Source organism: Brucella daejeonensis, from assembly GCF_014199265.1.
In the GTDB taxonomy this organism is placed as follows: domain Bacteria; phylum Pseudomonadota; class Alphaproteobacteria; order Rhizobiales; family Rhizobiaceae; genus Brucella; species Brucella daejeonensis.
Map to the genome: position 1 here is coordinate 302060 of NZ_JACIJG010000004.1, position 22246 is coordinate 324305.

Sequence of the window (22246 nt, forward strand, 5' to 3'; positions counted from 1 at the left end):
CTTGAAAGATAAAGAAAAACCGGCGTTTCCGCCGGTTTTTCATTTCATCCATCAACCCGCTCAGAAGAAGCCCTTCTTCTGCCACCAACCGGCGCGCTTGGGTTTCTGCTCCTCACCTTCGCTCTCGCTCGAAGTCACGACCGGCTCAGCACTCTTCTGAGGTTCGGTTACGGTCGCCACTTCGGCTTCGACCGCTACGGTCTCCTCGACCTCCACCACCGGCTTTGCGGCAGCTTTGCGGGTACGCCGCTTCGGCTTTGCCGGTTCGGCTTCCTCTGGGGACGCAACCGGTTCGGCAGGTGCTTCATCTGCGGCTTTCTTGCGCGCGCGGGTCTTGCGTGCCGGCTTGGCAGGCTTCTCTTCGGCCTCGACCGCCACAACCTCTTCGGCTGCTTCTTCCGATTTCACGGCCTTGCGGGCACGCGGCTTGCGCACAGGCTTGGCGTTTTTTTCTTCGGAAGCGGCTTCTTCGGCGGCAGGCGCAACGGCCTCCACGACCTCAACCGTCTCAGTCACCGCAGGCGCAGAAACCTCTTCGGCTACCGTTTGCTCGGCCTCGACCGCTACCAGCACAGGCGTATAGCCGACGAACTCAGGATCTGGAACCTTGCGGCCGCGCGGTTCGTCGTCACGACGGTTCTTTCGTCCGCCCCGGCGACCGCGACGACGCTTCTTGCGGCGTTCCTCTTCGCTCGATGCGGCCAGGGAATCGTCGCGGGCTTCCTCGACCGTATCGTCATCCTCATCGGATTCCTCGTCCGAAGCACCATCGGCCTGTACGGTCTGCTCGCGGTTTTCACGATCGCGGCCACCACGACGGCGACGGCGGCGACGGCGCTTGCGGTCGCCTTCCTCTCCCTGATCTTCGCGAGCCTGAATATCAGCCTTTGCTTCTTCTTCGGCTTCATCCTCATCGACCGGAATTTCCGGATCTTCGATGTCGTCCTCGATGTAAGCCATAGGCTGCACCGGAGGCTGGGTCACAGGGCGGGTCGACGGTGCGCCCTTGTCGATAACGAAATGCTGATGACCGACGCTATCGTCGGCATCGATGCTGATCGCGACGCCGAAGCGGCCTTCCAGATCGGCCAGGAGCTGGCGCTTGTGATTAAGCACGTAAAGTGCCGAAGCAGCCGGTGTACGAACATGAATGTCGAAGCCGGAATGACGCAGCAGGTAGTCCTCAATGCCGCGAATGATATGCAGCGCCATCGATGAATCCGAGCGGATATGGCCGGTGCCGCCGCAATGCTGGCAGACCTGCATCGTGCTTTCGAGCACAGATGCGCGGATGCGCTGGCGTGACATTTCCAGAAGACCGAAGTGCGAAATCCGCCCCACCTGAATGCGGGCGCGGTCGTCCTTCAGGCATTCCTTCATTTTCTTTTCGACAGCGCGATTGTTGCGCTTTTCTTCCATGTCGATGAAATCGACGACGATCAAACCCGCGAGGTCGCGCAGGCGCAACTGGCGCGCGACTTCCTCGGCCGCTTCGAGATTGGTCTGGAGCGCGGTGTCCTCGATGGAGTGCTCACGCGTCGAGCGGCCCGAATTGACGTCGATGGCGACAAGGGCTTCCGTCTGATTGATGATCAGATAACCGCCCGATTTCAGCGTGACCTGCGGCAGAAGCATACGGTCGAGCTGGGATTCAACGCCGTTGCGCGTGAAGATCGGAATCTGGTCGCGATAGGGCTGGACCACCTTGGCGTGGCTCGGCATGAGCATACGCATGAAATCCTTGGCCTCGCGATAGCCGTTCTCGCCGGAAACGAGAATTTCCGCGATGTCCTTGTTGTAAAGGTCGCGGATGGAACGCTTGATGAGGCTTCCTTCCTCATAGACGAGGGCGGGCGCCGTCGATTGCAGCGTCAGCGTGCGCACATTTTCCCAAAGGCGCATCAGATATTCGTAATCGCGCTTGACTTCCGCCTTGGTGCGGTTCGCGCCGGCGGTACGCAGGATCACGCCCATGCCCTGCGGCACTTCGAGATCCTTGACGATGTCCTTCAGGCGCTTGCGGTCCTGCGGATTGGTAATCTTGCGCGAAATTCCGCCGCCGCGCGCCGTATTGGGCATCAGCACCGAATAACGTCCGGCAAGCGAGAGATAGGTGGTGAGAGCTGCACCCTTGTTGCCGCGCTCTTCCTTGACGACCTGCACCAGAAGAATCTGGCGACGCTTGATCACTTCCTGAATGTTGTACTGGCGGCGATTGGTGCGGCTATGGGTCGGAAGTTCTTCCAGAGCGTCTTCCGAGCCGACCGATTCAACCATGTCCTCTTCGTGTTCGACATCGTCTTCATCGCCGCTGTCGACTGCTTCGGAGATCACGTCGCCTTTCTGCGAGAGCGCGATAGCCGGTGTTCCCGGTACGTAATTCTCAAAAGCGGGACCGACGGGCTCGGCAGCAGGCAGGTTCTTCTCGGCGCTGTTGGCAGTCGTATCGCCATTCTGGCCGTCACGACGGCCGCGGCGGCGATTGCGGCGCGAACGGTCGCTGCGATCACTCTTGGAGCGCGGCTCGTCTTCGTCATCTTCCGCCCGCGCAGCCTTTGCCTCGGCTTCGAGCAGAGCCAGACGATCCGCTACCGGAATCTGATAGTAATCGGGATGGATTTCCGAAAATGCGAGGAAGCCATGACGATTGCCGCCATATTCCACGAATGCAGCCTGCAGCGAAGGTTCGACGCGGGTCACGCGCGCCAGATATATATTGCCTTTCAGCTGTTTCTTATGTTCCGACTCGAAGTCGAATTCTTCAATCTTGTTGCCCCGTGTGACGATAACGCGGGTCTCCTCCGGGTGGGAGGCATCGATAAGCATTTTGTTGGACATTATTGTCTTTCCTGCCGGCGCAAAGACGCAAGACGCGTGCGCCGGACAATACCCTAGGGGCTGCCATGCTCACTGCGATGCATCTGCCGGATGGTTCTGGGTTCGTTGGAATAAAAGCTGATGCCTCCGCGCGCGACGGCCTCGTGGCGATCACGGTCTTCAGGCTCGCAATGGTCAGTCTTGCTTGACCCATAGCTGTTCCGAACGAAACGACCTCATATATGACCCGGAAAAGCCGGGTCGACCTCTTTGCTCTTTTCGAGCGATGGCGACAGCGCGTGAAGATGCGCAGTCGGCCGATAGAAACGGAGGGCGGGGGAGCCACATCTCCGCTGAATTCTGTGCCGGTCACCGGGGCGGCGGATGAATATGCCGCTGTTTTCGCTATCATTCCTTGCGGTTCTTTTAGAGAACCGGCAAACGATTCTGATAGTTCGCCGTAACCTGTCTTAGCTTTTATGATCTCGTTTGAAGGATGACAAGTACGAATATCAGTTGACATTCGTATCGCAATTTTGCCGAAAGCCGAGTATAGGCCTCATTCAAGGTGGAAATACGGCTGGAAATCCTTCATTAACTGTAGTTCTGTACGAGTGTTTGAAGCGCATCCCGAAAAGTCTGAAGCGATTTTCGGAACAAGATGCGTATCAAAAAGACAGATGTTCGGGCGAGCGGGTGCAGGGGCAAAAGTACCGGTATCGCGATTATTGATGCCGGTTATTCGATAACGTTTTTGATTGTGGCGGCCAATGCATTTTCGAAGCGCTGAAAACGCTGTGACAAGATTGCCGGGTGCCAGATGCCTGTTGGTAATGCTGGTTCTGTTCTCAGCTTTGCTGGTTCAAGCCCTGCCTGCTTTTACGGCGGACCGGGTGAGTTCGCCGCTTTCCGCGCTCACTTTTCGTATGGCTGGCGATGATTTGCGGATGCGGGTCGTCGTCATGTTTGACCGCGAGCCGAAGCTTTCCACCTTGCTGCTGGATAATCCGCATCGTCTTGTCGTCGACTTGCCCGAAACGCGTTTCGGTTTCGATGAGGACAGCCTCGCGGCGAGAGGGTTGGTGTCGCGGGTGCGCTACGGCCTCGTCGGCAAGGGGCGTTCCCGACTGATCCTTACCTTGCGCGGTCCCTTCAAGGTCGAAGATCTCCGCGTTCTCAAAAATGAAAGCGCATCGGGGTACCGGCTCGTGGCTGACATCGTTGCTTCGTCGGACCGGGAATTTGCCGAGCAACTGAAAAGTCGCCAGGAAATCACAAGTTCCACCGAAGCCGGTGAAAAGCCGGTTCGGGCGGTGAGCGAAGATCGGGCGACCCGTCCCTTTACGGTTATGATCGATCCGGGGCATGGCGGCATTGACAGCGGAGCGGAGAGCCTGAGCGGAATCAAGGAGAAAGAGCTGACGCTCGCCTTCGGTCGCGAATTGCGGGATCGCCTTGCCAGGGAAAAGAATATTCGGGTTCTGATGACGCGCGACGACGATACGTTTCTGAGGCTTTCGGAACGGGTTCGGATTGCGCGTCAGCACGAGGCCGACCTTTTTATTTCCATTCATGCAGACACGATCAACCAGAACGCTATTCGCGGCGCGACGGTCTATACGATTTCGGACAAGGCGTCGGATTCCGTCGCGCGCGCCATGGCGGAGCGCGAAAACAGGTCAGACAGCCTCGGTGGCGCATTGCCGGAGGAGCAGCCTGAAGTGACCGATATTCTCCTCGATCTGACGCGGCGTGAGACCCATACTTTCTCGCTGAGTTTCGCCGAAAAAGTCATCGGCAAGTTGCAGGGGCAGGTGAATCTCATCAATAATCCGCACCGTTTCGCGGGGTTTCAGGTGTTGAAGGCTCCGGACGTACCGTCCGTTCTCATCGAGATCGGCTATCTGTCGAACGCCGAGGACGAAAAATTGATCAGCGATCCGGAATGGCGAAAGAAGCTGGCGGATCGCCTCGCACTGGCCGTGAAAGCGTTCAAAGTGCTGAAGCATCCGGCACGCCTGACCAAGGGCTAGTGTGGCGAAACCGAAATTCGTATCACTTTGGAGCAGTGTTGAGAACGAATTTCGGTTTCAAAGCCACGCTAGCAAGATATTGAATCTAGTGTGGTTTACGGATTTGAAGTTCCTAAACATGGATGCCATGCAAATGAGAGGAACTTCAAATCCACCACACTAGGACCATCGCTGTTTTCCTCGTCCGCTGGCAGATTATATGATGAAAAGCTTATAAGATGCATGTGTGCAACAGTTTGGGGTATTTTTGCTGCGTTTATGAAACCGACCGCGTTAAATTGGTAAAAACACGTAAACGATCTTGCCTTTGACTCATTTGCTGGTCACTAAGCCAACAGAGGCCATACGGCAAAATTGGGTGAAGGGTTGGCGGTTTCTGTTGCGCGCCCTATGATATAAATAGTCTGAAGGCAGGATTCCGGATTCATGGTAAGGCTTATCGGATATTTCTTCGGGATCGGTACGGTGCTGATGCTCCTCGTTGCAGGTGGCGTCGCTCTTTACGTCGGAAGTCTCACGAAAGATTTGCCAGACTATGAGGTGCTCGCGAAATACGAGCCCCCGGTAATGACGCGCGTTCACGCTTCGGACGGTAGCCTGATGGCGGAATTCGCGCGTGAGCGTCGCCTTTATCTGCCGATCCAGGCTGTCCCAAACCGCGTCAAGGCCGCTTTCGTTTCGGCTGAAGACAAGACCTTCTACGAACATCATGGTCTCGACTTTGTCGGCTTGGCCCGCGCAATGATGACCAATATCAAGAATATGGGTTCCGGTCGGCGCCCCGTCGGCGCTTCCACGATCACGCAGCAGGTGGCTAAGAATTTCCTTCTGACGTCGAAGCAGACCTATGATCGCAAGATCAAGGAAGCCATCCTGGCCATGCGTATCGAGCAGGCTTATTCCAAGGATCGCATCCTCGAACTTTATCTCAACGAAATTTTCTTTGGCCTGGGGTCTTACGGCATTGCCAGCGCTGCGCTGACCTATTTCGACAAGTCCGTGGGCGAACTCTCCATCGCCGAAAGCGCATATCTCGCCGCGCTGCCGAAGGGGCCGAACAACTATCATCCCTTCCGCCAGCCGGAACGTGCAATCGAACGCCGTAACTGGGTGATCGATCGCATGAATGAAAACGGCTACATCACTGTGGAAGAAGCGGAAACCGCCAAGAAAGAACCGTTGGGCGTCAAGCAGCGTTCGGATGCGCATTATGTTTTCGCATCGGAATATTTCACTGAGGAAGTGCGCCGCCAGATCATTCAGAAATATGGCGTCGACGCCCTTTACGAGGGGGGGCTTTCGGTCCGCACGACACTCAATCCGACCTTGCAGATCGAGGCTCGCAAATCCTTGCAGTCCGCCTTGCTCCGTTATGACGAAGTGCGCGGCTGGCGTGGCCCGATGAAAAATGTCGAACTGGGCAACGACTGGGGCACCGCATTCGGCGATATGGACTCCTATTCCGACGTACCGGAATGGCAGCTTGCAATCGTTCTCAACGTTTCGGCAGCTGGCGCGGATATCGGTCTGCAGCCTCCGCTCGAAGCGTCCGGTTCCCGCAGCAAGGAACGCAAGCGGGCATTCATCTCCGCCGAAGATATGAAATGGGCGATGCGCGTCATTCATATCGGCGACAAGCGGACGAGTGCAAAATCGCCGGAAGGCGTCTTGAAGCCGGGCGATATAGTCTATGTCTCCAGGCAGGGGGACTCCCGCTATCGCCTCCAGCAACCGCCGAAGCTCGAGGGCGCACTGGTGGCCATGGATCCGCATACGGGCCGTGTTCTGGCCATGGTCGGTGGTTTCTCCTATGCCGAGTCGGAATTCAATCGTGCGACGCAGGCCTATCGTCAGCCGGGTTCTTCGTTCAAACCGTTCGTCTATTCTGCCGCTCTCGATAACGGCTACACACCCGCGTCGGTCGTTCTCGACGGTCCGCTGGAAGTCGATCAGGGCGGTACACTCGGCGTGTGGGCGCCGAAGAATTATTCCGGCAAGTTCTCCGGCCCCTCGACGCTGCGCTATGGTATCGAACAGTCGCGTAACGTCATGACCGTGCGCCTGGCGCAGGATATGGGGATGAAGCTCGTTGCAGAATATGCAGAGCGTTTCGGAATCTACGACAAGATGCTGCCGGTTCTTTCCATGTCGCTCGGCGCTGGCGAAACCACGGTTTTGCGCATGGTGACGGCCTATTCGATCATTGCGAATGGCGGACAGAGCATAACGCCGTCGATGATCGACCGTATTCAGGACCGTTACGGCAAGACCGTATTCAAACACGACGGCCGGCAGTGCGAAGGTTGCAACACACAGGAATGGGCTAATCAGGAAGAGCCGGTGCTGATCGATAACCGCGATCAGGTGCTCGATCCGATGACTGCCTATCAGATCACCTCGATGATGGAAGGTGTGGTTCAGCGCGGCACGGCGCGAATCCTGCAAAGTCTCGACCGTCCGCTGGCTGGAAAGACCGGCACGACGAACGATGAAAAGGATGCCTGGTTCGTGGGGTTCACGCCCGATCTCGTGGTCGGCGTTTTCATGGGCTACGATACGCCGGCATCGCTCGGTCGGGGTGGTACGGGCGGCGGTCTGGCTGCACCGGTGTTCAAGTCCTTCATGGAACAGGCTCTGGCAGGAGCGCCGAAGGTCGACTTCCGTGTCCCGGAAGGGATGACCGTTCTCGCGATCAACCGCAAGACCGGTATGCGCGCCAATCAGGGTGATCCGAACGTTATCATGGAAGCTTTCAAGCCGGGCACGGGGCCGTCTGACAGTTATTCGGTCATCGGTATGGGATCGTTCCGCGAAGGCTCGCCGGTTGCACCTCAATCGCCGCAGGCAACACGCGCGATCAACTCCGGTTCTGGCGGACTTTACTGACCGCGAAAGCAGGCTTTACCCTTTACACCGCGCCGCGCGCTCACTATGGTCCGCGGCGCCCGGACCCCTTGTCCGGCGCGAGAGTCCGAGCCTCGTTAACGGATGGCTCGACTTCCTGGAATGAATAATCGATATTGAAGGAACGATCTGCCCATGCGCGCGGAAATCGAGACGCTGGTTGACGAAATCCAGCAGGCCATAAGCCTGCTGAGGAGGCATCTTTGACTGGGATCAGGCGATAAAACGTCTTGGCTATCTCAATCAGAGAGCCGAAGATCCCACACTGTGGAACGATGCCCAGGAAGCACAGAAGCTGATGCGTGAGCGTCAGCAGCTGGAAGACAGCATCAATGGTATCAATCACCTCACGCAAACGCTGAACGATAGCATCGAACTCATCGCCATGGGCGAGGAGGAGGATGACAAGTCGATTATTGAGGACGCGGAAAACGCCATTCGCGAACTGAAGGAAGAAATCGACCGTCGCCAGATCGACATGCTTCTGTCCGGCGAAGCCGACGCCAACGACACCTATCTGGAAGTTCATGCGGGCGCGGGCGGTACCGAGAGCCAGGATTGGGCCTCGATGCTTCTGCGCATGTATACGCGGTGGGCCGAGCGCAACGGGCGCAAGGTTGAGGTTATGGAAGTGCACGAAGGCGAAGAAGCGGGCATCAAGTCCGCGACCATTCTCGTCAAGGGGCACAATTCCTACGGTATGCTGAAGACCGAATCCGGCGTACATCGCCTGGTGCGGATTTCGCCATACGATTCCAACGCTCGCCGCCACACTTCCTTTGCCAGCATCTGGGTTTATCCTGTCATCGATGACAATATCGATGTGCAGGTTACGGAAGCCGATGTTCGTATCGATACCTATCGCGCTTCTGGTGCAGGCGGTCAGCACGTCAACACGACCGACTCGGCGGTGCGTATCACGCATATCGCAAGCGGTATCGTCGTGCAGTGTCAGGCGGAACGCTCACAGCACAAGAACCGCGAAAAAGCGTGGTCCATGCTGCGCGCTCGCCTCTATGAAGAGGAACTGAAGAAGCGCGAAGAAGCGACAGATGCGGTGAACGCCACCAAGACCGACATCGGTTGGGGGCATCAGATTCGCTCCTACGTGCTTCAGCCATATCAGCTCGTCAAGGATCTGCGCACGGGCGTCGAAAGCACCAATCCGCAGGAAGTGCTGGATGGTTCGGTCACGCCGTTCATGGAAGCCGCGCTTGCGCATCGCATCCATGGCAGCGGCGAATTGATCGATGATATCGACTGATTTTCGCGAACTTTAGACGATTGAAAAACCCGGCATCCAGCCGGGTTTTTCATGCGGATCATAGTAACGGTTCTATCTGTTTGCCCGCCTTCAGGAAATTGACCGGATTGACCGCGCGGTCATTCTCCCGGACTTCATAGTGCAGATGACTACCGGTTGATCGACCGGAGCTTCCGGCTTGGCCGACAACTGTTCCCCTCGCGACGCGTTGCCCGTCACGCACCAGAACGCGGCTCAAATGAGCGAAGCGCGTCGAAAATCCGTTGCCGTGATCGATCTCCACCATATTGCCATAGCCGCCGAACCGACCTGCTTTCAGAACCGTGCCCGCAGCGGTGGCTTTCACGGCTTGCCCGTAAGTGGCGCGAAAATCGACGCCCGAATGAAAAGCCGCCGTACCTAGAAACGGATCGCGACGTGTGCCGAAAAGGCTCGTTACCGGATTGCCGGGCGCGGGATTGGCAAGCGGCAGGGTGCTGACACGGCGGCGCAGCTGTTCGAGCCGATCGAGCGCACTGTCAAGATTCTGCAATTGCATATCGAACGCATTGACGATGGTGCCGGGAGACGAGACCGGAATGAGTGGACCACCCATTGCCGCACGACCGTTATCGGGCGCTTCGATGTTCAGTCCGGCGGCGTTCAGCCTGTCGATGATGTCGTCGGCTTTCTCATAGGCGGCATCGGCAAGCCTGCGCAGCTTGCCGTTCTGTTCGCTTTCGATGCGGTGCAGGTTCCCGCTGATGGCGGCCAGTATCTTGTCCGATCTTTCCAGCGTCGATTCGCCCGATACCCCGCCGGAAAGGCGCAGTCTCAAAGGAGCGGCCTCTGCCCGACGATCAGGCTTTGCTTCCGGGGTCTTTCCCGGTATGGGACCGGTGATGATGGGGTCTATACCGGGAAAGTCGCGCCCGCCCAAGGCGTCGTTGGGAATGAGCAGGCTATGCCGCTCCACCTTCAGGGCACTTTCCATGGGCATGTCGGGCATGGGCTGGAGTTGCGAAGCGCGTTCCAGCAGCGGGGCCAGTTTGCCGTCGCGAGCGCTCAACACCTGCTGCCGCTGCATGAGTTCGGCGACCTTGTTCTCCATGACATGCTGGTCAAGCATCTGCCTGCTGGTGATCCGGTCGACCTCGGTGCGGAGAGCCGAAATCCGATCTTCGTAAAGCTGTTCGTTGCGCGCCTGACGCGCGACGCCGGCGTCCATGAGATCGTCGCGAAGCACGAGATAGGCGGTTGCCCCGAGATAACTGGCCGAGAGCGCGAGGAGGGCCGCACCGCCAAACGCCACCATCCATGGGCGGAACACGAAATGGCTGATTTTATCGCCGCGAGCAAGAATCACGACCGGCGGCTCCCTGTGCTCGCCGGACACTTTATGCTTCGATATTCTTGCCTGTTTCTCCGTCATGCCAGCCGCATGGCCCCTTATGAATTCCCTGACGCGATTACAACTTATTAGGGTTAACAGACCTTTACATTCGAGGCTTGCGTGGGCCGTGTGCACCGGTTTTCCGGCTTGGAAGGAGCTATATCGATAGGGGCGACAGGGAGCGATAGAAGGAAGGCGTTAGTCCGGCTTCAGCCCGCGCCAGTTCGTTGAAGGGTGGCTTCAGATCGCCGCGGAAATTGGCGCGAACAAGTTGCTGAAAGCGCGCTGCGGGGTCGATCCGGTTACGGGCACAGAAGAACCTGAACCATTTTGCGCCAACCGCCACATGGGTTTTCTCGTCGTTGTAGATGACATCGAGAATGGCCGCGGTTTCGCGGTCGCCGGTCTCGATCATCTTTTCAAGCAGCGACGGCGTAACGTCGAGCCCGCGCGCTTCCAGAATAAGCGGAACGACCGCGAGACGGGCTTCAAGGTCGTTGCGCGTCTGGTGTGCCGATTGCCACAACCCGTCATGCGCGGGCATATCGCCGTAGTCGGCTCCAAGCGATCTGAGACGGTTGCGCAACAGTGTGAAATGTCGCGCTTCGTCGTCTGCAACTTTCATCCATCCGTCGAAGAAGCTGCGCGGTATGGACTTTGCGGCAAACCGGGCCACGATGTCGAGCGCGAGATCGATGGCATTCAGTTCTATATGCGCAAGTGCGTGCATGAGCGCGATACGCCCATGTTCCGTGTTGAGGGACCGCTTCTTCAACATGCGAGGCGGCACAAGCTCCGGCTTTTCGGGGCGTCCGGGTCGTTCGGGCAAAGGCGGGTCGAGCGGGCTGCGCACTGAAAGCGTTCGTCCGAACCAACGCAGGGCGGTCTCCCGCGTCAGCCGTACCTTGTCGTCCAGATTGCTGGCGCAAATAGCCCGGATGGCGTTGCCGCGCAGCGTCTGTTCGAATGAATGCCGGTCAGTCATCGTTCAGTTTGCGCGCGGCTTCCAGAACGGCTTCGGCGTGACCGTCGACCTTGACCTTGTTCCAGACCTGCGCCACGCGTCCGTCCGCGCCGATCAGGAATGTCGTGCGTTCCACGCCCATATATTTGCGGCCATACATGCTCTTCTCCACCCAGACTCCGTAAGCTTCGAGCGCCACGCGATCCTCGTCCGCGGCGAGATCGACGGTCAGGTCGTGCTTCTTGCGAAACTTTGCGTGTTTGGTCGCGCTGTCGGGGGAGAGGCCGATGACCCGAATACCGAGCTTGTCGAATTCCGGTTTCAATTGCGAAAATGCAATAGCCTCCCTGGTGCAGCCGGATGTGTCGTCTTTCGGGTAGAAATAGATAACGGCAGGCTTGCCCTTGAGAGACGACAGGGAGATTTCGCCATTGTCGGAAGGCAAAGTGAAATCGGGTGCCGTATCGCCAACTTGGGGATGAGCCATATCTGTGCCTTTCTTTTATGGATTAGGATGGAAACCACCTGTTAAAGTCGAGCTATCGCATTCAGGCAGGGCTTGTGCAACCATTGATGCCGGTGTCGTGGCGGCGCCAGCCGATCGCACGAGGCTGCGGTGCAAGTGTGTGTGAAAGGTGGATAACGGGTTATAAATCAGGCGATTACGATTTTCGTATGAAGTAATATCAGAGAAGTCGTTCGATAGGGCACTCACTTTCTGGCTGGGTTGTTGACAGAGAAACCGCAGAGAATCCGCTTCAGCAAGCGGGAAATGAAAAGAATCGAGCGTCTCGCTGCCGATGGCGAGAGCTGTCTTTTGACCGGCCCGATGCGTTCGAGCCGCTCCGTTGTGTCACGTTGTTCTCATGCTTTCGTATCGATTTGCATTCTTCTGGTTCTGCTGGTCGGTGCCGGTTTCGTCGTTTTGCGCAGCGGCGTGGACAGCAATCTTCTGCGCGATGAAGCGCAGAAGAGCCTGACGCATATACTGGGAGAAGGTGCTTCAGCTTCTATCGGCAGCGCGGCGCTATCACTCGATCAGGACAGCCATGTCGCGCTGGAAGCTCGCGATGTATCCATAGCCGATCCGAAACAGGGCGTGGAAATCAGCGGGATCAAATCCGTGCGGTTGGGACTTGCGCCGCTTCCGCTGTTGACCGGCAAGATGCGGGTCGCCCAGCTTGAGGTTGAAGGGGCTTCCTTCGATATGCCGGAAACGCAGGGAGCCGGTTTCTGGAAATCGCTGCCCTATGATGAGCGCGGCATTATCGATTTCGATGCTGTTTCAGGAGAGCTTTTTGCGGCCATGCGGCGCAGCCTCGAACTCCTGCGGGCTCAGGACACGCGCTCCATCGGAATTTTCAACAGTACCGTCACGTTCAAGGTGGACGACGAACAACAGGTACTGGATATCGAGCACGCGCGCCTTACCGAAAGTAATGGAAAGATCGCCATCGTTGGGAGCGCTGTCTGGCAGGGCAAGAAAATCGCGCTGGACGGAGGGATCGACCGCAAGGTCGCCGATGGTAGTCTCAGCGGTTTTCAGCTGAATATCAGCGATATTCCTGTTTCCATGGGATCGCCGCTCAAGGTTGCTCCAACTATCAATGGCAATCGGGTTAATCCGGCCCATTTCGAACTGGAAGCATCAGCGCGCCTGTCATTGACGGGCTCCACGGTTGATGGCGACAACCCTGAAAGCCTTACTGCCGAACTTGCCCTCGACAACGTGGATATGCAGATCGGCAAGGTCGATGACGTGCGCGGCGGAATCCGCCTCAGTCTCGAACATAAGGTGGGCAGCCGCAAGATCGAGATCAAACCGTCGCAGTTGCAACTGGGCGGGCTTCAGGCGCAGTTCAACGGTGCCTTCGGGCCGGCCCCGGAGGCTGAAGACAATGCAAGTCGCCCGACATACCGCTTCGAGGTGCTGACCACATCGGCGACGAGTATGCCGCTGGAATCGACCGAGCCGCCCCTGCAATTCGCGACACGTATTGCCGGGCGCTATATGGCGGATCAGCAGCGCATCCAGTTTGCCAATCTCGACGTGCAGACCGAAACCGGTCGGTTGTTCGGACAGGGAAGCATGGGCTTTGGCGATGGCTCGCCGGAAATGATCTTCATGCTGCGCATTCCCCATATGCCGGTTGCCGATGCCAAGCACCTCTGGCCCATCGATGTGGCGGACGGCGCACGCGAATGGGTGCTGAAAAACCTTTTTGGCGGAATTTTGAAGGACAGCCGTATCGACATTTCGCTGGCGGGTGGCAGGTTCAACGGACCCGGCCTGCCGCCTCCGCTGACGGGCGACGAGATCAAGGCCGACTTCAATGTGTCCGACACGCGTTTCGATGTGGTCGGAGAACTGCCGCCTGTGCGTGATGCGAATGGTGAAATATCCGTTCGCGGGGCTCATGCAACCATCAAGCTGTCGAAAGGCGTGGCCTACACACCGAATAACCGGAAGGTGGACGTATCGGACGGCACGCTCATCATTCCATGGGGACCGCAGCGCCCGGTTATCGCCGAGCTCGATCTCGGGGTTTCCGGTGAGGCATCGGCAATTGCGGAAATCGCCGGGAACAAGCCGATCGATGTGCTGAAGAATGTACCGTTCCTGCCGGAAGACGTGACGGGCGATGTGAACTCGCGCGTGAAGGTGAATTTCGCTGTTTCAAAGGGCGCGCCGCCCGGAACTTTGACCTGGAACGCGGATATCGGCTTCAACGACTTGCAGATTTCTAGGCCCATAGCCGGATCGTCCGTCAGCGATGCGACCGGAACGATCAAGGTCGATCAGTCGGCCGCTCTCATCACCGCTGATGCAAAACTGGACGGTATTCCTGCAAAAATAAGCATGACGGAGCCAGTTGAGCGTGCGGGTCCGGTGAAGCGTGAGCAGAAGATCAAACTTGAGATCGATGATAAGACCCGCGATACGGTCTTTCCCGGCCTGAACTCCGTTTTCTCGGGTCCGATATCCGTGGATCTTGGCATGGAGAACGGCGGCAAGCGTCGCGTTTCCGCCGATCTTGGCAAGACGCAGATCGATCTGCCTTGGCTCGGCTGGCGCAAAGGCTCGGGTGTGCCTGCGAAAGCGACCTTCGATCTTGTTCAGGGCAAGGAAGACAAGAGCAAGATCGACATCGATAACCTTGTCTTTTCGGGCGATGCGTTCGGTGTCAAGGGCGGTCTGTCGATTGCCAAAGGCGATCTTCAATCCGCCAACTTCAGCGAGTTCAGGCTCAGCCGGAACGACAGCATCGCGGTCAAGGCGACCAAAGGCTCGGGCGGCTACCGGGTCAATGTCCGCGGTTCCAGATTAGACGCCCGCGCCCTGATCAAGCAAGTGTCCGATCTTGGTGAAAAGACCGGTGGCGGGAAGAAGACAAACAATCCGCGCGTGGTTGTCAGCGCGCAGATCGATGAAGTGGCCGGTTTCAACAGCGAGACCCTGCGCAATGTCGCTGTCTCCTATGAAAGCGCGGGCAGCAGTATTTCTGGTGTGTCGGTCAATGCAGCCACGTCGTCGGGCGAATCCTTTGTTGCCACGAATAACGATCAGGGCGATGCGCGCTCCATTTCGTTGCAATCCAACGATGCGGGCGCAGTGCTCCGCTTCTTCGATTTTTATGACAAGATGCGCGGCGGCAAGATCACGGTAGGACTTGCGGCGCAGGGCGATGGGCCTCTTCGCGGACAGATCGACGCGCGCAACTTCTCGATCATCGATGAACCGCGTCTCGCCAAGATCGTTTCCAGCCCGCCTCCCAGCGGCGGGACGAGCCTCAATCAGGCAGTCAAGCGCGACATTGACGTTTCGCGGGTAGACGTCGAGCGCGGCTTCTCCCTTATCGAAAAGGGCAACGGTTATCTGAACCTGTCGAAGGGCGTGATTCGAAGCCCAACGATCGGTACGACCTTTCAGGGAACGCTCTATGACAAACAGGGTGATATGTCGATCACCGGCACATTCATGCCTGCATATGGCGTCAACAGGCTGTTTGGCGAATTGCCTATCTTCGGCGCATTGCTGGGCAACGGCCGGGATCGTGGTCTTATCGGTATCACCTACAAGCTGACAGGCAATGCCAAGCAGCCTCAGGTTATCGTCAATCCGATCTCCGTTATCGCGCCGGGTATCTTCCGGTCTATCTTCGAATTTTAGTTTTAAAACAATATATTACGTATGTTTCCGCGATTTCGCTTTAACAAGGAACGTACAAATGAAAAAAGCCGGACTCGCGCCCGGCTTTCATTCGATAGAGGCTTTGCTTATGCCGGGCGGATCAACACGTGACGCTTCTTGCCCAGTGAAAGCTTTATCACGCCCTGATCGTTCAGCGCGCTCCCGTCGACGGTCATGCGGGGATCGCTGACCGGCTCATCGTTGATGCGCACGGCGCCACCTTCGACATGACGGCGGGCTTCGCCGTTGGTGGTGCAAAGCTCGGCCAGAACCATGAGGGCCAGAACACCGATACCGCTGTTCAGCGTTGCCTTGTGAACGCCGATTGTCGGAAGGTTTTCCGACAATACGCCGTCCTCGAAAGTCTTGCGAGCGGTTTCCGCCGCCTCTTCGGCAGCATCGCGACCATGCAGCATGGCCGTCACTTCGGTTGCCAGAACCTTCTTGGCCTCATTGATTTCCACGCCCTCGAGGGCTGCCAGCTTTGCGACCTCATCCAGCGGCAGCGTCGTGTAAAGCTTCAGGAAGCGTTCCACATCGGCATCTTCGGTGTTGCGCCAGTACTGCCAGAAGTCATAAACGCTCAGCATCTCGGCATTGAGCCAGATGGCGCCGCCGAGCGACTTGCCCATTTTCTGGCCCGACGCGGTGGTCAGAAGCGGAGAGGTGACCGCATAAAGCTGCGGCGTGCCCATGCGGTGACCAAGATCGATGCCATTGATGATGTTGCCCCACTGATCGGAGCCGCCCAACTGAATGCGCACATCGTGACGCTTGCTCAGTTCCACGAAGTCGTAGGCTTGCAGGATCATATAGTTGAATTCGAGGAAGGACAGCGACTGCTCACGGTCGAGGCGCAGCTTCACGGAATCGAAGGAGAGCATACGATTGACCGAGAAATGACGGCCCACATCGCGCAGGAATTCGAGATAGTTGATGTTGCGCAGCCAGTCGGCATTATTGACCATCAGCGCATCGGTCGGGCCGTCGCCGAAGGTAAGGTAATTCGCAAAGACGCGCTTGATGCCGGCGATGTTCTCGGCAATCGTGTCTTCGCTCATCAACTGGCGCGCTTCATCCTTGAAAGACGGATCGCCAACCATGCCGGTGCCGCCGCCCATCAGCGCGATGGGCTTGTGGCCGGTTTGCTGGAGCCAGTGCAGCATCATGATCTGGATCAGACTGCCGACATGCAGGCTGGGGGCCGTTGGATCGAAGCCGATATAGGCTGTCACGGTTTCCTTGGCCAACAATTCGTCGAGGCCCGTTTCATCGGAAATCTGATGAATGAAGCCACGCTCGGAAAGCGTGCGAAGAAAATCGGATTTGAAACCGGACATTCCTTTTTCCTGACTGATAAGGCGAAGTTGATACTTGTTAAAAGCGGCTGCTTAAACCAATGGGATATGTCCGCCTTTAGCACCAATCAACCGCAAATAACAAGGAAACTGCGGATATGACGGGTTTCGAACCGGTAATTTCGATTCACTGGCGGGCAACGGCGATATGAAGCTGTCGTCGCCTGTGATGAAATTCAATGTTGGGCGGTATTCGAAAACAGGTTGAGCACGATCACGCCGGCGATGATAAGTCCCATGCCAAATACAGCCGCCACATCGAGTTTCTGCCCGAAGATCAGCCAGCCGATCAGGGCTACGAGTGTGACGCCGATCCCCGACCAGACGGCATAGGCCACACCGACGGGAATGCTCCTCAGCGTCAGTGAGAGGAAGTAGAAGGCGAGACCATAAGCGACGATAACGACCAGGGACGGTCCTGGTCGCGTAAACCCCTCCGATGCCTTGAGGCTCAATGTCCCGACGACTTCGGAGAAGATGGCGATTGCAAGAATGGCATAAACCGGCATGGCACGCTCATGGAATGCGCTTGAGGGGGGAATCGGTCGTTCGCGAGGCTGTAGCGTACATAAAAAATCCGGCGGGAAACCCACCGGATGAGACGCCGTAAATCTGGAAAGCGACCTGTGGTCTAGAACCATTCCCTCCAGGCAAGGCAATGAGCGTGTCGTTCGAACCCAGTCGTTAAGAAATGGGCTGTTATCCAGGAGATTCAGGTCAGGTTGTTTGCCCTCGCGTAAAACCTTGAGATCGTTGACCAATTTTTCGAGCGTATTGATCGTTTCAGCTAAATAATTCAGATTGCTCATGGCAAGCCTCCTCGTTATCGGACATCGAATGCCGATTTGCATCATTCAGGAACTTGTAGGTGAATTATGTTCGGGAAACGCGTGTTTCCGGAGATATCCTCTCAGTGAGATCGAAGCTGATCTCGCCGGAAAAATACAGAGTCGCAATGGCCGACATCGGGTCGGCGGTCCCGCGTACCAATTGGATGCAGTGTTTGAGCGCAAGAGGGCCGTCATCATCAAGAGCAGCCAGCAATCTTACGCGATCTGAAAGTGAAATCGTTGAATTCTGCGCGTATGGCAACAGGTCTGCTGCGTTCGCAATGAATGCATGATTATCGTCGGGCTTGTAACTGACACAGTCATAACTCCAGCCCTCAGATTCCGCCGCTTTGATTGCCCACTCAGGCGGTGGTGTCGTGTCCACGAGATAATCGCCGTCCGACCTTCGAACTGCGAAATCAGGAACATGATAACCGTCGCCAAATCGCAGCAATACAGGCAAACAGGTCCAGGCATGCACATTGGGATCTAGGTCAAATAGGCAAGCTAAATTTCTCGTTCGCTGGGAACGAAAGAGGGCCTCCCCACGACATTTCAAGACTTGTGATGGCGGAAATGTACGAGTTGAGGCATTCAATCTGGCATCCGCCAGACGCTGATCAGCAATGGAATGGAACATCAGTGTTCCCTCTGATTGCGGTGGCCGAAATAGCCGCCAGTGAATAATTGAAATTCAGCAATCAGATGAAACGCATTCGAAGCACGCGGCTAACATCGCGCTCTGCGGAGCGCGATGTTAGCTTCGGGGAATGGGTGAGCGCGTGTTTCATGAAAAGAACATAACAAGAACATTTTGCGAGAGTCAAGCCTTTATGCTTGGATTAAAATCGCCCACATGCCACGTATCCGTTATCGGATTGCATAGGCCCGGCAGTTCGAACCACTCGTGGATTTGCAAGAAATCGCTAATATTCGCCGTCGCGATGGGAATGCCATATCGAATTGAAGCCGCTGCAATCTGAAGGTCTTGTCCGAGCTTGGGCTTTTTTGAGTTGGGATCCGGAATCCAGAGGGATTTTAAGGCGGGAATAGAAATCATTCGACCAATTATCCGGGCAGTCTTGACATCGTGGTTCAAACACAGAAGGTCACTAGCGATCAGTTGGTCCAGCCATTCCTCCAGCGCATCTGCGCGAGCGGAACCGCAAGAGCGAAGATTTTCAATGCCTTTCTGAATTTCTATGACCGTTGAAATCGAAATGGCAAAATAAATATCCGGAAATGTCTTCACCCATGTGATAAGTTCGGTTGGCGGATTCTTGTAAGCAAATTGGCTTACGATACATGTGTCTAGAAGCAGGCGCTCATGCGTGTTCATACTGCACTCGCAAGCTTGGTTAATGGAAACTAGTGTCGGCGCAATTGACAGGAATTTCGTAAAATAAAAATTAGTATTCTCGGACGGTGGCATTGGAAATGCCATCGCTATAAACCGTTGGATGTACTCCTTATGAAGACTGGAAAGCTTTGGACGATTGATGAGTTCATTTCAGATGCGAGTAACGTTCTGTCTTCTGTCGCTTTAAGTGGTCCGCAGTTTTTAGTGGCGAATGGGAAAACTTATAGAATAGAAGCCGTCGAAGACGCTGAGGCTGATAAGGTCAGAGATATACTGATCGGCGGTGGGCCATTGGAGAGCGGTGAAAAACTGGATTAACACCCTCGATTTGCAACTTCGGGTGATGACCGGCGACCTCTATAGTTTTCCGCGCATGTCGAATACAATATCAGCATCGATCACGAGAATACACCTATTGGCTGTGCATCCGCGACGTGTATAGTATGCGCTCATGCGGGTATGGGGTAGTCGTTTGTGCGGGCTTTTTTTTGCTTATTAGTAATAGTCGGATTTCTTTGCGGCTCTGGGTTTTCGGCCAGTGCACAGTCAAAAACGCCTAAAGAGATTCAGGCGGCGCTTACCGAGCAGGGCTATAGCTTAGGAAGCATTGATGGGATTTGGGGTAAAAAATCCATCGAGGCATTGAAAGCATTTCAATCACAGAAGGGACTTTCTGTTACTGGCGTCATTAACTCAGTAACTTTGGAAGCATTGTTTCCTGCAAAGGAAGTGCAAACAGTCACAGGGACGTCTGCGCCCCCGACTGTTTCAGGGGACCAAGTTGCAACGAAGAAAGACAGACTGCAAGTAATTGAACCGAAACCCACGCTTAATTCACAGCCGTTGCAGTCATCAGTAGACTGGAAGGAGCCTGGGCGCAATGTTGTACGCTTACCTGAAAACACAGCCGAGACGAACGGAGGATTTAAAGTATTCCTCGCTTTGTGTGCGATTGCTGCTTTTTGGGCATGGGCGCGCAAGCGTAGACAAAAAATGGCGGGGTTGAATGACGTTGATCCGCAATTTTCGGCTGCGGCATCTCTTAGAACTGAACCGATGATGAAAAAAGCTAAGGTGAATGCCAATTATAATGATGAATTGGTTATGTTCATTGAACCGTCAGAGCGACAAAACTCGTCTCCGGTAATTCCATCACCTTCGCCTATTGATCTGCACAATCGCCGTGTTCACGAGTGGGTTAATAAGAATGTACTGAACGGCACTTCTTCGAAAGTGGATGACAGGCGTCTCCGGACTGCCGAAACTACCGTGCCTCGCGTCGCCAATTGGGTGCGGCCTGGTACAGAGGTGCAGGTAGGCCCGTTCAAAATAACTAATGGCATGTTCTACTTTGGAAAATACCTGCCAAAGAACGGTCAAAGATACGAACAGGAAAACTGTCTGGTAGATCCGTCTCATCAGATAGCGAATATTGGTGACGCATTCGGCGAAACTATGGGATATTGGCCGTCTTACGAATATATGTCACCTTCGGCGCGCCATTCATACTTGGCTTGGCTCGCAAGTGGTCGCTCGGACCCCGATACATATATTGGCTATGTTTTCCTCTACTTCTACGGGCTTGAACGCCGATTGATGTTGGATGATGACCACGCTGATTTTGATGTCGTGGCCGACGAAGTTCACCGTCTTTTGAATATTTTCGGTTCCAATCATTCCTTCCGCCGATATGCGTCTGATTTGTTATCCGTCGCCGAAATAAAGTCGGGGCGAAACTTTGCTGACGTGCCGTCGGGGTTGCAGACAAATGGCTATGAAGTTCCAACCGCGATTAAGATTAGCCTTGGACTACGAGTAAGAGACGGCCTACCTTTTGAACCAGATTTGCTACTGCGTTTTGCGATAAGTCATCCTGAAACGCGGGTTCGCACACCAGCGAAGAGGGCGTTCCAGGAACTTGCACTCCCTTACGCGCAAGAAATCAATCGGCTGTTTCCGAACGGATATGTTCTTAAGCCGGGCCGCACAAAGAGCTTGAAAAAGAGATATCAGGCGTGCAGTGGCACATTCTCCTGTGATATTGACATAGGAGGCGGCAAGATTCCTGATGTGTCTGATCGGGCGGAACCCCTTACGACAGCACGCGACGTTTTGGAAAAGTGTACCGAAGCACTCGACGATTACAGCAGGGCTCTCGGACGGATTGCAGATCAAAAGCCAAATCTTTTAGCGGCGTCCAAGCTTCCGGACGCGATCCGACGGCAAATGGCGCTCACGATTGAAGGTCGACCGCTCGATTTAATTGAAGCACTTGTTCTGAAGCAGGAACCAACAACAATCAAGGCGCTCGCGGAGACCGTTGGTGTAGATGTCGGGTCCACAGTGTCGAAGGCGAAATTGCGCGAATTGTCGGCAGTATGCGCTTCGTTTGGTTTTGGGATAAGTTGCGATCCTGGTTTCACGTCTAAAACCGGTACGTTGACGGATGAAGTTTTAGTTTTCTCGCAAATCAACGACAGGCTATCAGAGGCAAGCACTGCATATCGTGCCAGACAACTCAGTGTAATGCTTGGTATGATTGTTGCGTTTTCAGATGGACATTTTCATCAAAGAGAACATGCATTGCTCATAGAGCAGATCGAAAAGGACGTTAATATCCAAGAGGATGAATGTAGCCGATTGGCGGCTGAAATCCGTCTGGCCGAACGAAACCGTTCTCGTCTGGATGATTGGTTGAAGCGCCTTAAAGATATTCCTGAGGCCTCAAAGAACGCTGTTGCTGAAGAACTTATTGCTACTGCCTCTGCTGACGGAAGCTTGCATAAAGAAGAAGTACGAAAGCTTGAACTTATCTTCAAGCGCATGGGCATTTCATCCAACGAACTGGCCTGCCCCCTGAAAAGTGGTCCTCCCTGAAGTAGGCTATTGAGCCGTTGGAGAGGACGTTGGAATGCCCCAGAAGAAGCATAAGCCCGAAGAGATCGTCGCGAAGCTGCGTCAGGTCGATGTTCTGCTGTCGCAAGGAAAATCGGTTGGCGAGGCGGTTCGCACGATCGGCGTGACGCAGTTCACGTATTACCGGTGGCGCAAGGAGTTTGAACCGCACCGAGTTTGCCGGAGACCCCAACTCGTGAGAAGTAGGGTCTATGACAAGCAAGACGACGAACAAGTTTTCTCCTGAAGTGCGCGCC

General features: G+C 55.6%; 15 protein-coding genes and 1 pseudogene. 8 read left to right on the plus strand and 8 right to left on the minus strand.

Annotated features, from left to right (window positions below):
* Positions 1–60: 60 nt before the first annotated feature.
* The gene (locus FHS76_RS07285; protein ID WP_183650095.1) at positions 61–2838 is read right to left on the minus strand and encodes an Rne/Rng family ribonuclease; all 2778 of its coding nucleotides are present in this window, start codon (positions 2836–2838) and stop codon (positions 61–63) included.
* Between the two features lie 2 nt (positions 2839–2840).
* Here FHS76_RS07285 and FHS76_RS07290 point away from each other — a divergent pair, with 2 nt between their 5' ends.
* From FHS76_RS07290 to prfB, 4 genes are all read left to right on the plus strand, one after another.
* Positions 2841–3026, plus strand: a complete 186-nt coding sequence (locus FHS76_RS07290; RefSeq protein ID WP_183650098.1) for a hypothetical protein — start codon at positions 2841–2843, stop codon at positions 3024–3026.
* Between the two features lie 561 nt (positions 3027–3587).
* Entirely contained in the window at positions 3588–4850 is a 1263-nt protein-coding gene (locus FHS76_RS07295) for an N-acetylmuramoyl-L-alanine amidase (protein ID WP_183650101.1), read from the plus strand.
* A gap of 426 nt (positions 4851–5276) precedes the next feature.
* A complete protein-coding gene (locus FHS76_RS07300; RefSeq protein ID WP_183650104.1) occupies positions 5277–7736 on the plus strand; it encodes a penicillin-binding protein 1A in 2460 nt (819 codons plus the stop codon).
* A 153-nt stretch (positions 7737–7889) separates the two neighbouring features.
* Positions 7890–9018, plus strand: a protein-coding gene (gene prfB, locus FHS76_RS07305) for a peptide chain release factor 2 (protein WP_183650107.1) whose coding sequence is annotated in 2 segments (ribosomal slippage) — positions 7890–7958 and positions 7960–9018 — 1128 coding nt in all. Because the reading frame shifts where the segments join, the coding sequence is not laid out codon by codon here.
* A gap of 58 nt (positions 9019–9076) precedes the next feature.
* Here the strand turns inward: prfB and FHS76_RS07310 are convergent.
* The 3 genes from FHS76_RS07310 to FHS76_RS07320 all read right to left on the minus strand — a co-directional run bounded on the left by FHS76_RS07310 (position 9077) and on the right by FHS76_RS07320 (position 11841).
* A complete protein-coding gene (locus FHS76_RS07310; protein ID WP_183650110.1) occupies positions 9077–10429 on the minus strand; it encodes a M23 family metallopeptidase in 1353 nt (450 codons plus the stop codon).
* A gap of 118 nt (positions 10430–10547) precedes the next feature.
* The gene (locus tag FHS76_RS07315) at positions 10548–11375 is read right to left on the minus strand and encodes a ferritin-like domain-containing protein (protein WP_183650113.1); all 828 of its coding nucleotides are present in this window, start codon (positions 11373–11375) and stop codon (positions 10548–10550) included.
* Positions 11368–11841: a peroxiredoxin gene (locus FHS76_RS07320; protein WP_183650116.1), complete on the minus strand. Its 474-nt coding sequence runs from the start codon at positions 11839–11841 to the stop codon at positions 11368–11370. The genes FHS76_RS07315 and FHS76_RS07320 overlap by 8 nt, the downstream gene beginning before the upstream one ends.
* Positions 11842–12126: 285 nt before the next feature.
* On the opposite strand from FHS76_RS07320, the gene FHS76_RS07325 reads away from it, so the two are divergent.
* A complete protein-coding gene (locus FHS76_RS07325; protein ID WP_183650119.1) occupies positions 12127–15525 on the plus strand; it encodes a DUF3971 domain-containing protein in 3399 nt (1132 codons plus the stop codon).
* A gap of 107 nt (positions 15526–15632) precedes the next feature.
* On the opposite strand, the gene tyrS is transcribed toward FHS76_RS07325, so the two are convergent.
* From tyrS to FHS76_RS07345, 4 genes are all read right to left on the minus strand, one after another.
* Positions 15633–16886, minus strand: coding sequence for a tyrosine--tRNA ligase (tyrS, locus tag FHS76_RS07330; RefSeq protein WP_183650122.1), 1254 nt, complete (start codon positions 16884–16886; stop codon positions 15633–15635).
* A 194-nt stretch (positions 16887–17080) separates the two neighbouring features.
* The gene (locus FHS76_RS07335) at positions 17081–17413 is read right to left on the minus strand and encodes a DMT family transporter (RefSeq protein WP_183650180.1); all 333 of its coding nucleotides are present in this window, start codon (positions 17411–17413) and stop codon (positions 17081–17083) included.
* Positions 17414–17777: 364 nt separating this feature from the next.
* Entirely contained in the window at positions 17778–18374 is a 597-nt protein-coding gene (locus tag FHS76_RS07340) for a hypothetical protein (protein ID WP_183650125.1), read from the minus strand.
* A gap of 183 nt (positions 18375–18557) precedes the next feature.
* Positions 18558–19073: a PIN domain-containing protein gene (locus FHS76_RS07345; RefSeq protein WP_183650127.1), complete on the minus strand. Its 516-nt coding sequence runs from the start codon at positions 19071–19073 to the stop codon at positions 18558–18560.
* A gap of 132 nt (positions 19074–19205) precedes the next feature.
* On the opposite strand from FHS76_RS07345, the gene FHS76_RS07350 reads away from it, so the two are divergent.
* From FHS76_RS07350 to FHS76_RS07360, 3 genes and pseudogenes are all read left to right on the plus strand, one after another.
* A complete protein-coding gene (locus FHS76_RS07350; protein ID WP_183650129.1) occupies positions 19206–19412 on the plus strand; it encodes a hypothetical protein in 207 nt (68 codons plus the stop codon).
* Positions 19413–19568: 156 nt separating this feature from the next.
* A complete protein-coding gene (locus FHS76_RS22780; RefSeq protein WP_183650132.1) occupies positions 19569–21971 on the plus strand; it encodes a TerB N-terminal domain-containing protein in 2403 nt (800 codons plus the stop codon).
* Between the two features lie 34 nt (positions 21972–22005).
* Positions 22006–22152: pseudogene (locus tag FHS76_RS07360) on the plus strand (transposase); the annotation flags it as partial.
* Positions 22153–22246: the final 94 nt, after the last annotated feature.